This is a genomic window from Chryseobacterium sp. SIMBA_029 (assembly GCF_046535275.1).
In the GTDB taxonomy this organism is placed as follows: Bacteria; Bacteroidota; Bacteroidia; order Flavobacteriales; family Weeksellaceae; genus Chryseobacterium.
In genome coordinates this window covers 104,748-118,000 of the sequence record NZ_JAWRXA010000014.1, presented here as the reverse complement: position 1 = coordinate 118,000, position 13,253 = coordinate 104,748, and the positions used below count along the sequence as shown (strand labels likewise).

Here is a 13,253-nt window from a genome sequence, read left to right as displayed (position 1 = left end):
AAATCTTACAAAAGGAACACTTCTAACCATATTAGATGGAACAACTTCTCCTGTAGAATCTATTAATTTCTTGGATGAAAAGGTAAAAGTCTATAACTTTGAAGTTGAAGGCAACCACAATTATTATGTTTCTGAGAAGAATATTCTTGTTCATAATGATTGTGTATGGACAAGTGCAATCATAAATACATTAGAAAATTCGGCTTCAGGAATGACGAAGCACCTTTCTGAGCATTTCTTTGCTGGTGAATTTAATATTGGAGGCAGACCTTTATCACAAATGTTTCAAAAAGGATTATCGTATAAAGATGTATTAGAAGAAGCAGCTTTACGTATTGGCCGAGGTGAAGGAACACTAGGAACATCCGCACAAGGAGTAAGAGAGGTTATATTAGATTATGGAAGAGCAATAAATCAATCAGGAACAACTACTCAAGTAAGAATATGGATGAACGAGGCAGGAACAAGTATTAGAAGCTTACATCCATATATTATCAAATAATAATTTTAAAACATGGAAATAAATAAAAATAAAGAACTTTTTGGTTTTCAACCTTATGAATATACAAGTTTTTTAGAAGGAAATTCATTAATCAGAGGTTATAAATATAAAGATAAATTTATATGTGATATAATGAAATACAAAGAGATAGGGAATTATTATGAGTATGAAGATGAAGATATAATTTTTTATAGTCCAACAGAAATTAATGAAAATGGAGTTTTTTTCTTTAAATTAAAAAATAAATTTTTATTAACAGAAAATGAGAGTTTTCAATTCTATATAAACTTTCAAATAGATAAAGAAGATTTGAGTATTATAATTATTGAAGCAGCTTCAAAAGATAATGGCAATAAATACTATTGGACATATTCAACTATGAATTATTTAATTGAAACTACAAGTAAAAGATCTCAAGATATATATTTTGAATATTATCCTAATGAGATTGCTTTTGTTTTAAATAGATTTTTACTCTTAAAGAATATTACTAAAAGTGATGTAATTGAGAAATTTCAATCTTTAAAAACAGAAGAAAGATTGATTTCTGCATTTTATAAATAATAATAAAAGAGTTATTCCTTACATGGAATAACTCTTTATTTATAACTTTAAATCAAACAAGGCAATATGTTTTTCATGGAGGAGAAACAACTTTAATCAGACCTTAAATTATAATTATGGCTATAACATTTATAAATCAAACAGAATGTGGAATATGTAATGAAAAAATTAGAGATTTACAAAATATTTTTTCATTTCCACCATTCATTCAAAATATTAAAGATTCTTTTTATCAATTCAATGATTCGGTATTTCATATTAATTGTTTAAATAAACATCCTTTTGGAAAAAAAGCTATTGAATTTGCTAAACAATATTTCTATAGTATTAAACTGGAAAATAGAAAATGTATTGTAGATGGGAAGATAATAGAGGATTATAATGACTATATATTTATAGATCTATTAACATCCAATGAAAAAGAAGAGCTTTATAAATTTAACTTTATAACATTGAATAGACGTAATTTGTACAAGTGGAAAGGTAGAAATGATTTTATTAATATTGCTGAAAAGTTTATAGAAAATGGAAAATGGGAAGACTTAACTTCTTATAGATATCTAAATAAATTAATTAATACAATCAAACAAGATGTTATATAATTTGGAGATAATTTTCTAAATATATTGGTGGAAAAATAGCGTTGATTTTCAACGCTATTTTTTTGATCAGACTTAGTAGCCACAGAAAAAGGCAGCAAAAAGATTGAAGATATTAAAGAAGGCGATCTTGTATGGAGCTACAACGAAGAAACAGGTAAAAAAAAACTGAAAAAAGTAGTTGAGCTATCCCGCAATACATCTTCTTCATTAGTGAAAATCTCTGTTAATGGCACAGAAATTACCTGTACACCGGAACACCCTTTCTATGTAAACGGAAACTGGGTAGAAGCTAAAAACCTTGTAAAAGGAACGCCTCTTAGCACGTTAGACGGAAAAACCTCTCCTGTAGAATCTATTAATTTCTTGGATGAGAAAGTAAAAGTCTATAACTTTGAGGTTGAAGATAATCACAATTATTATGTTTCTGAGAAAGGGATTTTGGTGCATAATGATTGTGGAATCAATGCCATTATTGATGCAATGCCCTCTTCATTAAAACAACTTAATATGTGTAAAGATTTTGCTGCAAGCTTAATGGAAAGAATGACAGCACAAGGTCTAAAAGGAGAATTATTAACATTGAAATCTCAAACAGATTTTATTTGGTCTAATGCATTTAATAGAACCATTACTACAAATGGGGATCATGTTGGTGTAAAAGTAGGTAATATGGTGTACGATAATTTGTATCCAAAAGGAATTGAATATACTAAATGGTTAATGGATTTAGAAGTTGGTTCTCCAATTCTTGGAATGCCAAAAGTAACACCTTTTTAAAAATAAGTTATGAAATTTGAAGAACTAATGTCTTATATTGAAATAAGGCCACAACAATTTATAGGTGAAAAAGACATATTTTTACTAAATGCTTTTTTAACAGGTTATCTTTGTAATGATTCAATAAGATTAGGGGAAAGAGCTGAATATGATTTTAGATCTGATTTTAATGATTGGTTACAGAATAAATTTAACTATCATAATTCATTTTCGTGGTCAAACATTATAAGTGAGATTAGCAAAAAAGAAAATTTGAATTCAGTAGATGTATTCTTTAGAGAATATCATTTATTTAAAAAATAGCTATAACTATTTAAGTATTCCCTTGTTAAAATGGCAAGGGAATTTTTATTGAAATTAAAAGTCTATAACTTTGAGGTTGAAGGCAACCATAATTATTATGTTTCTAAGAAGAATATTCTTGTTCATAATGATTGCGGATTCTTTGATTCTCTTTTAGAAAAAATTGTTTCTATAAATCGAGCAACAGAAGGAGGTGGAGTTTTATTAAATGGTACTCCGTCATCTGCAGTTAATTCTGCTATGTATTATGAAACTGCCGCAGAACAAGGAGCTTCCATATTTAGATCTATTTCCGGTGGACATATGTTTATGGATGGTAATAAACGAACTGCGGTTGAAGTTTTTAAATATTTTGCTGAAAAGAATGGATTAAATACTGTTAGCCATGCTGAAATGATGAATATTTCTAATCAAGTAGCAACAGGACAATTAAGTGATATATATCAAATTTCAAGAATGTTAATAAAGTAGTAATATGGATATTAAAAAAATTTTAGAGAAAGAAAACTCCACTATAGAAGAATTGTTTGATTGTATAGAACAAGTAAAAAAAAATGGGGATGTTATGGTGATAAAATTAGATGGGATGAGAGTAGATAAACAATACACTGTATTTATAACTTTTCCAATAGAAAAGAAGAAAGAAATGATTAGATATGATGAGGATAATTTAAGAAAAGCAATTATAAATACTTTGACTTTCTATGTCAAAGTAATTTAGATCAGTCAGTAGACAGTGAAAGTGAATTAAAATATTATAAAGATGATTCTATAATATAAAATCAATAAGGAGACTGAGCTTTTTAGACAGTCTCCTTTAATTTTAATAAACGTAAGCTAGATAGAAGCCAAAAACCTAACAAAAGGTATACTTTTAACCACTTTAGACGGAAGAACTTCTCCTGTAGAATCTATTAATTTTTTGGATGAGAAAGTAAAAGTCTATAACTTTGAGGTTGAAGGCAACCATAATTATTATGTTTCTGAGAAAGGAATTTTGGATGAGATTGTAATTCTTAGAATGTTTAATTTATAGTTTTTTTTACCACACGAAAGGATTCATGCGGTAGCGTGGGGTATTTAAACAGATATACAAAACATATATCCTATAAAAATCACAAGATTCGACCCCATCAAAAACAATCAACATATACTACTGCAAAAGGACTAGCTAAAATGATGCTTCAAAATGGATTTGAAAAAGGAACTTCTGTTAGATTAATTTCATGTAGAACTGGAGTTTTTGGAGATGGTGCCGCTTATCAATTATCTAGATATTTAAAATCACCAGTAACTGCACCTGCTAATTTAGTCAGGGTATTAGAAGATGGTAGCTATCAAGTTTTTGGAAATGGTCGATTTAGAACATTTTTTAATACAACAATAAAATAAATTAAAAATGAAGTATATTGGATTTATAAAAGAGTACAATAATATTCCTGAAAGTTTTCCATTGAGTACTTATAGGAATCAAAATGGCAGTAATAAAGAGATCGAAAGTATTATTAATTACTTAAAAAATGGAAATATTGCACTAAGTTGGATGGGCGTATTTATTGATGCAGAGAATAAAAATTTTATTGCACCCCAAATTTATTATACTGATGGAGAATGGATTTGGCCATCATATTTGGTTTATTATTTAGAAAGAGACAAATTTTTCGATTTAGGAAAAGAATTTATGGATAACTTAAAAGAAAAAAAATATATCCCAAAAGTTATTTTAAAAGAAGAATTATCTGAAATTGAAAATAACTTTTCTCAAAAATTAGAAAAGTATCTTTAAAATATTATTTAATAACAAATTAGAGTGTTGATTTTTCAATACTCTAATTTTATTATGTTTCAAAAAAAGGGATTCTTGTTGCCATAAAAAACAGTAAAAAAAGATTAAAAATACTAAAGTAAATGATCTTGTATGGAGCTACAACGAAGAAACAGGCAAAAAAGAACTGAAAAAAGTAGTTGAGCTATCCTGCAATACATCTTCTTCATTAGTGAAAATCTCTGTAAACGGTACAGAAATTACCTGTACACCGGAACACCCTTTTTATGTAGACGTAAACTGGATAGAAGCCAAAAATCTAACAAAACGTACACTTCTTACCACTTTAGACGGAACAACTTCTCCTGTAGAATCTATTAATTTCTTGGATGAGAAAGTAAAGTCTATAACTTTGAAGTAGAAGATAACCATAACTATTTTGTTTCTGAGAAAGCGATTTTGGTGCATAATAACTGTGAATACACAAAAGAATTTATTCAAGGGTTTTATGTAAGAGGTATGACTTCAATAGAAAATGGAGTTTATACAAGAATAGTACAAGGACTTGCAAATTATGAGGGTAAAAGTCTGTTTAATCTTGTTAGAGCTTTTGAAGCACAAGCACAAAAAGCAGGTGTGGATAAAGTTATAATTAGAGGTATTGATATTGAAGAAACTAGATTAATGAATGAAACAGGTGCACGAATATTAGGTTACACTTATCGAGAACTTAGTAAAAATAGTATAGAATTAGTAAAATTTCTAAAATGATAAAAAATATAAATATTATTAAATCTAAGTTTAAAAGAATTAAAAAAGATTTTTTTAAAACAGAGTTATACGAAAATTTAGATAATAATGTACAAGAGCAAATAAAGGATAAAATGTTATTTATAAATAATGAAATTCCTATTTTGGGTTATTTCGTTTCTGCAAATAGTTATTGGTTTTTAACAGATATGAGATTAATAACAGATAGTTTTATTATTTATCTTGATGACATTAAAATAATTAACATCCCAGAAGTTTTTGATGAAGGAAAAAGCAATTCGGAATGTGAGAGTTTAGAAATTGTTAAAAAGAACTCTGATATTCACACTTTGAAATTAGAGAAATCAACATGGTATGTAATTTTTAACGTTCTTAATTTTATTATAAGGCATTAAGTTTAAAGAGTAGTCAAGGCTACTCTTTAATATTTTGTAATAGAAGGCAACCATAATTATTATGTTTCTGAGAAGAATATTCTTGTTCATAATGATTGCGCAAGCTGCCGCACGAATCCTTTCGTGCGGCATTTTTATTAATAATTACTTTTAGTAAACTACCACATTTTATATCTTTACATAAAACAGATCATAGATATAGCAATGGAATTATTCTGATGAAAAAGGGTTTTTGATGAGATTGTAATTATTAGAATATTTAATTTATAGTTTTTTAACCACACGAAAGGATTTAGTGCGGTAGCGTGGGGTATTTAAACAGATATACAAAACATATATTCTATAAAAATCACAAGATTCAACCCATCAAAAAAATAACAAAATCCTCCAATTTGAAATTTAAATTGTAAATTTCACTAACCAATTTTTAAAAAGATAATGATGAGGATAAGAAGCGAATCCTTTACAGTAGATTTTTCGGCTGATCCTTTATTTCCAGACCATTTTGATATCACAAAATCACCGTACTATATTCATTTAAAAAGCTTTCTTCATGAAGATCTTGCGGCTCTTCATCCGGAACTCGAAGAAGAATATGTAAAGGCCAAAGATTTCGAATTGGAGGAACAGTTATTAGCCGAGGCATTCCTTTATCTGTACGAAAAGGACCAAACCATTTTAGATGACAAAAAAGATGCAGCTTCCATTGATACCCACTTATTAAATGAAGGCTTTATCTATATCGTAGAAAGTTTAACTGACTCGGACGATGTACCTTTTTTTGAATAGGTATTTACCAAATAATCCGGGAACAAACCGTCATTTTAGTAATCAAATAAAAACACAGCGTATGAGCACACCTATTATTGTTCAGTACAAAATCAATGCTCCCGTAGAAACCATCTGGAAAGCATTAACAGATAAAAACGAAATGAAATCCTGGTATTTCGATATTCCGGATTTTGAACTGGAAGTAGGGAAGGAATTCAATTTCTATGAACCCGGAGAAGAAAAGAAGTACCATCACCAGGGAGAATTATTAGAAATTATTCCCAATCAAAGATTAAAATACAGTTGGTCTTATCCTGACTTTTCCAAAGAAAAAACATTCGTTACCTGGGAACTTCATCCGGAAGAAGGAGTAACGTTCATTACGCTCATCCACGAAGATATTGATAACTTCAAAGACCTGGGAGAAGGCTTTTCCAGAAAAAACTTTACAGAAGGCTGGAATGCAATCATTGGACAAAGTCTGAAAATGTATACGGAAAATTAATTTGTATGATTGAATTGCTCCCATTTAATATCAGCCATGCTCCTGAGCTAATTTCCGAAATAAAAGATGAAAAAATGCTCCTCCAGTTTGCAGGGCCGGCCTATCATTTTCCTTTGACAAAAGAACAGCTTGCCCAGGATCTGTCTAATGAAAACAGAACCTTTTTCAGAGTGGTGGAAACAGCAAGCGGAACGACCATTGGACATGCACAGATCTTTTTAAAAGAGAAAACCTTTTTACTCGGAAGAATACTCATTTGGGATGAAGATAACAGAGGAAAAGGATATGGCAAAAAATTAGTCCTGCAATTGACAGAATATGGGTTCAGCAATTTTGATAAAGACACTGCAGAATTGAACGTTTATAACTGGAACACCGGCGCCATTGAGTGTTATAAAAAAGCAGGTTTTGAAATAGATCCTACTGTTATGAGTGAAGTCTATTTTGAAGGCGAAAAGTGGACTTCCATCAATATGAAAATGAATGTAAAAAATTATAAACCCTGATATCATGACGAAATTCACCTTCCTTCGTCCCATACTCTGGACGGAAAATCTAGAACAAACCATTGAATTTTATACGAGAACATTAGGTTTTACCCTATTAGGAAAAAATGAAGACTGGCAATGGGCATCTCTTAAAAAAGACGATGTACAGATCATGCTTTCCCATCCTAATGAACATGAAGAATTTCATAAAGTCGGTTTTACAGGATCATTTTATTTTAATGTGGATAAGGTGGATGAACTTTGGGAAAAGCTCAGAACGAAAACCAAAGTCTGTTATGAAATAGAAACCTTCGAATGGGAAATGAGAGAATTTGCGATATACGACAACAATGGTTATATATTACAATTTGGTCAACCTGTAGAGGAAATTAGTAAAGCGGAATAAATTTTGCTATTTTTGGGGAAATATTTAGAAATTCAATGAAAAAAAATATAATAGCAGGGTTTGCAGCAGTTTTGTTGCTGGCTTCTTGTAACAAAGACGAAAAAATTCTGAACAGTTTAAACGATTACAACAATTCTATGGTGTCAAAAGGATATCACTTCGGGGATAAACTGGCACTTCCAAGCGATGTTGCTGATAATGCAGAAAGTGTGGCCATCAGTTTTGGAGACAAAGAAACCTCAAACCTTGTCATTGATCCTAAATTTTTCACATTAGGAGATAACGCGGTAACGTTCAATATAAAAACAAAAGGGGGAGAAACCCTGAATCAGGATGCAACCATTAATGTTTTTGCTAAAAGTCCTGAAAAAAAGATTGCTTACGAAATCATAGCAGAATATCCTCACGATCCTAAGAATTTTGTACAGGGATTCCAGGTGGAAGGAAATACCATCTATGAAAGTGATGGCCAGAACGGAGCTTCTCAGATCTTAAAATATACATTGGGAACGACAACTCCGCTAGCTTCTACCAAGCAGGCACAGGAGGATTTCTCTGAAGGAAGTACCATTGTAGGAGATAAAGTATACCAACTAACATGGCAGAGCAAAAAAGGATACATTTACGATAAAAATTCGTTGAAACTCCTTTCCGATTTTGCCTATCCAAATGTATTGGGTGAAGGTTGGGGGTTAACGTATGACGGGAAAAACCTTATCGCATCAGACGGAAGCAAATTGCTGTACTTCCTTGATCCGAACAATCCATCCAATCTGATTAAGTATATTGCAGTAGCAGGCAGCACTCAGGCATACGATCAGCTGAATGAGTTGGAATACCATAACGGATTCATCTATGCGAACGTTTGGCAGAAACCTATTATCCTAAAAATCAACCCAGCGACCGGAGAAGTAGTCGGAACATTTGATTTTACGGATATTGCCAAAAAGAACACCACAGGAAGCGATGATGTATTAAACGGAATTGCCTTTAAAGGTGAGAATATGCTCGTTACCGGTAAAAACTGGTCTAAAATTTATGAAGTAGCTATTAAATAAGGTTAAAAACATAGCCTGCCAAATTAAAATCCATATAAATCCGGTGAAAAAATATGATCGCAATGATTGTATCAGCGCTTCTGCTGATTTCTTGTCATCACAAAAATGATAAAGACTTACCTCAGGATGTCACGGTCAATGTATTTACGAAAAATCAGGAGAAGAATATTCCTTACCAGATTATAGCAGAATATCCGCACGATCCTGAAAATTTTGTACAGGGTTTTCAGATAGAAGGAAATATAATCTACGAAAGTGACGGTCAGAACGGATCCTCCAAAATTGTAAAATATACATTGGGAACGACAACTCTGCTGGCTTCAACGCCGCAGTCAGATGAAGATTTTTCTGAAGGATGCACGATTGTAGGGAGCAAAATATATCAGTTAACCTGGAAGAGCCGAAAAGGATATATTTATGATAAGAATTCACTGAAGTTACTTTCAGAATTTGCTTATCCAAAGGGAATGGCTGAAGGTTGGGGATTGACATATGACGGAAAAAATCTGATTGCATCAGATGGAAGCAAGATGTTGTATTTCCTGAATCCAAACAATCCTTCCCGGTTGATTAAATCCATTGCAGTGGCAGGAAGTAATCAAACCTACAAGAAGCTGAATGAGCTGGAATATCACAACGGATTTATCTATGCCAACGTCTGGGAGAAGCCTTTTGTCTTAAAAATAAATCCAGATAACGGAGAGGTTGTTGGAATATTCGATTTTACCTATTTTGCTAAAAAGAACACCAAAGGAGCCAATGATGTATTAAACGGAATTGCCTTTAAAGGAGATAATATGCTGATTACCGGCAAAAACTGGAAGAAAATTTATGAAATTGCTTTTAAATAAAACAATTAACGATTTCTATTTCAATAAAATAAAGTAAATTGGTAGCGTTCCTTAGGAGCGCTATCTTTAGTAAAGAGAATTTTGAGAATACTACCACTAATATTCATTTTTATTTTCTGTGCAGCCGCTGCGCAGAAGTCCCTTCCATTAGATACGTTAAAGCTCAAAGAAGCAAAAGACATGCTTGCAGACGACTATGGAAGTATCTATATCTATAAAAATAAGGATTTCAGTTTTACAAAATATGATTCGCTGGGGAAGCAGATCGGGCAGCTGATGTTTACCGTTCCCTATAAAGTACAGACCGTACAAAATCCGTTGACTGTTCCTTTGTTTTCGGAAAATGCACAGGAAATGAAGTTTGTCGACCAAAATATGAATGAGATCCAGCGATTGGATTTTAAACAGAAATTTGGCTTTATCCGGATGGCTTACGCAGAAGATCTGCAGCAGTTGTGGCTGTTGGACGACAGTACAAAACGTCTGATACAGTATAATTTCAGAAATGAAACTACCATTAATTCCTATCCTTTTGATGCCAGTTTCGATGATCTGATGGATCTGCTGGTGTTTGAAAATAAAGTCTATATTTTAACGAGAAAACACATCATGATCTACAGTCTGAAGTTTGAAAAACTGTTTGAAGCACCGATTGAAAATGGAAAACGGTTCAGAAGAGAAAATGAATTTATTCTGGTGATTACGAACAATTCCATATTAAAATATATTCCTGAAAAAGAGATGGTGAAGGTTTTTGAAGATCCTGATGCTAAAATTGTGGATAAAAATACATCATCTTATTTTGAAATCAAAGGCAACAAGCTTTATCTTTACAGCCTCGAAAAAAGTAAAGAAACTAAACTAAGAACAGAACCCGAACCGAAAGAAAAAACTACAGAACAGACGATTGATCATCCGGCTGAAAAAACAACGGAAGATTCATCAGAAAAGCCTGTAGAAAAAATAGAGGAAAAGCCAAAAGGCGATAATGTGTTAGAAAAGCTGATTGAGGAAACTTCTGAAGTTCAGGCTGTAGGTGTTTAGTGGTAAGCAATTAATCAGTAAAATACTAAGGAAAATATGCATATTGCAGTTACAGGAAATATCGGAGCAGGGAAAACTACGTTAACGACTATGCTCTCAAAGCATTATGGATGGGATGCACAATTTGAAGATGTAGATCATAATCCTTATTTGGAGGATTTTTATGCAGATATGAGCAAATGGAGTTTTGCTTTACAGGTGTATTTCCTGGGAAGCAGATTCCGTCAGGTGAAGGAGATCAGAGAAAGCGGTAAAAATATTATTCAGGATCGTACGATTTATGAAGATGCCCATATTTTTGCAGAAAATTTAAATGATATGAAGCTGCTTTCAGACAGAGATTTCAATAATTATGCTTCGGTTTTTAATTTGATGAAATCCTTTGTTTCTGCACCTGACTTATTAATTTATCTAAAATCTGATGTTCCCAATCTGGTAAAAAAGATCTACAAAAGAGGACGGGAATATGAAGCCTCAATCAGCATTGAATATCTTTCAAAGCTGAACCAGAAATATGAAAAATGGATCGCTGAATATACCGAAGGAAAGCTGCTGGTTATTGAAGTGGATGATTTGGATTTTGTAGAAAAACCTGAGGATTTTGGATTTATTTTAGAAAAGATAGAAGCAGAGCTGAACGGTTTGTTTTAACAATTATTTAGGATATATTAAGGTTTTTGTAACCTGATTCTGTCTACCTTTGTAGAGAGCAAGTTTAATTTTTAAAATAATCAAAAATGTTAGTTAAGGTTTTACATAACGGTCATTGTTCAAAATCAAATGCTGTTTTAGAGTATTTGGATGAGAACGGGGTGCCATTTGAGATTATTAATATGATTGAAGATCCGTTGAGTATCCTGGAGATCAAAACGGTATTAAAGAAGCTTAATCAAAGCGTATTTCATATTATCAGGAAAACAGAAAAACTGTATCAGGAAAAGTTTGCCGATAAGAATTATTCTGAAGATGAATGGATAGAAATTTTATCTGCTAATCCGTCCTTAATACAGAGACCGATTTTAATAAAAGGTTCAGTAGCGATGTTGGGAAGACCCATTGAAAATGTAAAATTCTTTATTGAAAAATAATAGAGACAAGAATAAAACATAAAAAAACCAGCTGTACAGCTGGTTTTGCTTTTTATAATAGAATAACCCCTTCTATTTTTCCGACTTCTTTATAGATACGAACCACCTGATCAGCATCCAAGACAAATGCGTTGATGTTGCAGGCTGTATATTTTCCATTTTTACTTTCACGGTTTCCCAAGGTAAACTTGATACCGTCAAAAACCCTATAGATTTCAGTAAGTTTCGACTGATCTGTTGGAATGATAAATTTGAATAAATAGTCCTCCGGAAAATCATGATGATCATCCAGTTTTTCTTTTAAAGAATTGTAAAAGTCTTCGGGGTTTGCGTGTTGATTTCCTTGTAATATATCCATCTCCAAATATTAATTATATATAAATTTAATGAATTTTTTTCTATTTTCCAAGAGGTCCCAGCAGAGCTTTGGAGTTTTGATGTTCGTAATCTTCAATAATATTGAACAGACCGTTTACTAACTGTTCAGAAGCCAGCTTACTAATGCTTCCCGCATTGGCATTGCTGCTTTTTCCTCCAAGAAGACTTCCTAATAAATTATTGCCGGATAATGCGGTGTTAAGCGTTTTGGCTATTCCATATTCATTTAATTTTTCATCAACCTTTGGTGCAATGGCATCCACCAGACGCTGGGATGTTTTCTCTTTAAGGATTTGTGTTGCTGTAGTCCCCTGAGCAATTCTGGTGACATCCTGTGCGTTTAAACTGTTGACGGCATCATCGAGGATAGGTCTTGAGATATTAACCGTATAAGAGGCTGCTTCAGCGATAAAGTCTTTTTCTTTGGCAACCAGGGAAGGAGATATTTTTTCCAGTGTAGAATTAATATCTCTCAGTTCTTTAGGAAGAGCTTTATCGATCAGGTTATTTTGAAGGAATGCCTCTTTGTTTCCGTAAATGCCCATTCCTTTATCAATTCCGTTTCTTAAAATCTTTCGGATAACAGACAATCCCAGATCTGTCGTAGCCAGGGTGGTGCATGAATGCGGAATTGTTATAATAACTGCACCGGCTCCTATGAAAAGGGCTGCTGCAATGATGTATTTTTTCATTACTCTTTTTGCTTATTTTCTCAATTATTACGCCAAAGGTAAACACTATTATCTTTTTAACAAAATATTAATTTATCATTACGATTTGGGTGTTTTTTTACTGAAATTTTATTTTTTTTAATTGAAAATTTGATTAAAATTTAACATTGATATTGTTTAAACATCAAGAAAATGTAGTGATATCAATGATTTATTTAAAAATGTGGATATATTTTAAAATTTTTAAGATAAATTAACAAGGTTAAATATTTTTATATAATTTTGGCTAATGTCTTTTTTTGAGAATTAGTAAT

At 31.8% G+C, this 13,253-nt stretch carries 24 protein-coding genes and 1 pseudogene; 23 read left to right on the top strand and 2 right to left on the bottom strand.

Features of this window, described 5'->3' with window-relative positions; genetic code table 11:
• From SB679_RS21450 to SB679_RS21340, 23 genes and pseudogenes are all read left to right on the top strand, one after another.
• Window positions 1-502 (top strand): hypothetical protein (locus SB679_RS21450; protein WP_410704339.1); only part of this gene is annotated, 502 nt, incomplete at its 5' end.
• 12 nt (window positions 503-514) lie between these two features.
• Window positions 515-1,066 carry a hypothetical protein gene (locus SB679_RS21445; RefSeq protein ID WP_410704338.1) on the top strand — a complete coding sequence of 184 codons (552 nt, stop codon included), beginning with the start codon at window positions 515-517 and terminating at the stop codon, window positions 1,064-1,066.
• 116 nt (window positions 1,067-1,182) lie between these two features.
• The gene (locus tag SB679_RS21440) at window positions 1,183-1,668 is read left to right on the top strand and encodes a hypothetical protein (protein WP_317742618.1); all 486 of its coding nucleotides are present in this window, start codon (window positions 1,183-1,185) and stop codon (window positions 1,666-1,668) included.
• A gap of 84 nt (window positions 1,669-1,752) precedes the next feature.
• Window positions 1,753-2,112 (top strand): annotated as a pseudogene (locus SB679_RS21435) (polymorphic toxin-type HINT domain-containing protein); the annotation flags it as partial.
• A gap of 36 nt (window positions 2,113-2,148) precedes the next feature.
• The gene (locus SB679_RS21430; protein ID WP_410704345.1) at window positions 2,149-2,445 is read left to right on the top strand and encodes a papain fold toxin domain-containing protein; all 297 of its coding nucleotides are present in this window, start codon (window positions 2,149-2,151) and stop codon (window positions 2,443-2,445) included.
• 9 nt (window positions 2,446-2,454) lie between these two features.
• Window positions 2,455-2,748, top strand: coding sequence for a hypothetical protein (locus tag SB679_RS21425; RefSeq protein WP_410704337.1), 294 nt, complete (start codon window positions 2,455-2,457; stop codon window positions 2,746-2,748).
• A 30-nt stretch (window positions 2,749-2,778) separates the two neighbouring features.
• Window positions 2,779-3,219, top strand: a complete 441-nt coding sequence (locus SB679_RS21420) for a type II toxin-antitoxin system death-on-curing family toxin (RefSeq protein WP_410704336.1) — start codon at window positions 2,779-2,781, stop codon at window positions 3,217-3,219.
• A gap of 4 nt (window positions 3,220-3,223) precedes the next feature.
• Window positions 3,224-3,469: a hypothetical protein gene (locus SB679_RS21415; RefSeq protein WP_317742613.1), complete on the top strand. Its 246-nt coding sequence runs from the start codon at window positions 3,224-3,226 to the stop codon at window positions 3,467-3,469.
• A gap of 120 nt (window positions 3,470-3,589) precedes the next feature.
• A complete protein-coding gene (locus tag SB679_RS21410) occupies window positions 3,590-3,784 on the top strand; it encodes a polymorphic toxin-type HINT domain-containing protein (protein WP_410704344.1) in 195 nt (64 codons plus the stop codon).
• A 140-nt stretch (window positions 3,785-3,924) separates the two neighbouring features.
• On the top strand, window positions 3,925-4,140 hold the full coding sequence (locus SB679_RS21405; protein ID WP_410704335.1) for a hypothetical protein: 216 nt from the start codon (window positions 3,925-3,927) through the stop codon (window positions 4,138-4,140).
• A 7-nt stretch (window positions 4,141-4,147) separates the two neighbouring features.
• Window positions 4,148-4,534, top strand: a complete 387-nt coding sequence (locus SB679_RS21400; RefSeq protein ID WP_410704334.1) for a hypothetical protein — start codon at window positions 4,148-4,150, stop codon at window positions 4,532-4,534.
• Window positions 4,535-4,637: 103 nt separating this feature from the next.
• Entirely contained in the window at window positions 4,638-4,934 is a 297-nt protein-coding gene (locus tag SB679_RS21395) for a polymorphic toxin-type HINT domain-containing protein (protein WP_410704343.1), read from the top strand.
• Window positions 4,935-5,032: 98 nt separating this feature from the next.
• Window positions 5,033-5,284: a hypothetical protein gene (locus SB679_RS21390; protein ID WP_410704333.1), complete on the top strand. Its 252-nt coding sequence runs from the start codon at window positions 5,033-5,035 to the stop codon at window positions 5,282-5,284.
• Window positions 5,281-5,679: a hypothetical protein gene (locus SB679_RS21385; RefSeq protein ID WP_410704332.1), complete on the top strand. Its 399-nt coding sequence runs from the start codon at window positions 5,281-5,283 to the stop codon at window positions 5,677-5,679. The genes SB679_RS21390 and SB679_RS21385 overlap by 4 nt, the downstream gene beginning before the upstream one ends.
• Window positions 5,680-6,117: 438 nt before the next feature.
• The gene (locus tag SB679_RS21380; RefSeq protein WP_410704331.1) at window positions 6,118-6,468 is read left to right on the top strand and encodes a hypothetical protein; all 351 of its coding nucleotides are present in this window, start codon (window positions 6,118-6,120) and stop codon (window positions 6,466-6,468) included.
• A 61-nt stretch (window positions 6,469-6,529) separates the two neighbouring features.
• Window positions 6,530-6,955, top strand: coding sequence for an SRPBCC family protein (locus tag SB679_RS21375; RefSeq protein ID WP_410704330.1), 426 nt, complete (start codon window positions 6,530-6,532; stop codon window positions 6,953-6,955).
• Between the two features lie 5 nt (window positions 6,956-6,960).
• Window positions 6,961-7,461, top strand: a complete 501-nt coding sequence (locus SB679_RS21370) for a GNAT family N-acetyltransferase (protein ID WP_410704329.1) — start codon at window positions 6,961-6,963, stop codon at window positions 7,459-7,461.
• 4 nt (window positions 7,462-7,465) lie between these two features.
• Window positions 7,466-7,849, top strand: coding sequence for a VOC family protein (locus tag SB679_RS21365; protein ID WP_410704328.1), 384 nt, complete (start codon window positions 7,466-7,468; stop codon window positions 7,847-7,849).
• A 35-nt stretch (window positions 7,850-7,884) separates the two neighbouring features.
• Window positions 7,885-8,907 (top strand): glutaminyl-peptide cyclotransferase, encoded by a 1,023-nt coding sequence (locus SB679_RS21360; RefSeq protein ID WP_410704327.1) that lies wholly within the window; start codon window positions 7,885-7,887, stop codon window positions 8,905-8,907.
• A 62-nt stretch (window positions 8,908-8,969) separates the two neighbouring features.
• The gene (locus tag SB679_RS21355; RefSeq protein WP_410704342.1) at window positions 8,970-9,758 is read left to right on the top strand and encodes a glutaminyl-peptide cyclotransferase; all 789 of its coding nucleotides are present in this window, start codon (window positions 8,970-8,972) and stop codon (window positions 9,756-9,758) included.
• Between the two features lie 81 nt (window positions 9,759-9,839).
• Window positions 9,840-10,802 (top strand): hypothetical protein, encoded by a 963-nt coding sequence (locus SB679_RS21350; RefSeq protein ID WP_410704326.1) that lies wholly within the window; start codon window positions 9,840-9,842, stop codon window positions 10,800-10,802.
• A 36-nt stretch (window positions 10,803-10,838) separates the two neighbouring features.
• Window positions 10,839-11,453, top strand: a complete 615-nt coding sequence (locus SB679_RS21345) for a deoxynucleoside kinase (RefSeq protein WP_034711808.1) — start codon at window positions 10,839-10,841, stop codon at window positions 11,451-11,453.
• A gap of 86 nt (window positions 11,454-11,539) precedes the next feature.
• On the top strand, window positions 11,540-11,890 hold the full coding sequence (locus SB679_RS21340) for an ArsC/Spx/MgsR family protein (protein ID WP_034711806.1): 351 nt from the start codon (window positions 11,540-11,542) through the stop codon (window positions 11,888-11,890).
• Between the two features lie 52 nt (window positions 11,891-11,942).
• Here SB679_RS21340 and SB679_RS21335 read toward each other — a convergent pair whose 3' ends face one another.
• Both SB679_RS21335 and SB679_RS21330 read right to left on the bottom strand, forming a co-directional pair.
• Entirely contained in the window at window positions 11,943-12,248 is a 306-nt protein-coding gene (locus SB679_RS21335) for a DUF493 family protein (RefSeq protein WP_410704325.1), read from the bottom strand.
• A 40-nt stretch (window positions 12,249-12,288) separates the two neighbouring features.
• Window positions 12,289-12,960, bottom strand: a complete 672-nt coding sequence (locus SB679_RS21330) for a DUF4197 family protein (protein ID WP_410704324.1) — start codon at window positions 12,958-12,960, stop codon at window positions 12,289-12,291.
• Window positions 12,961-13,253 lie beyond the last annotated feature (293 nt).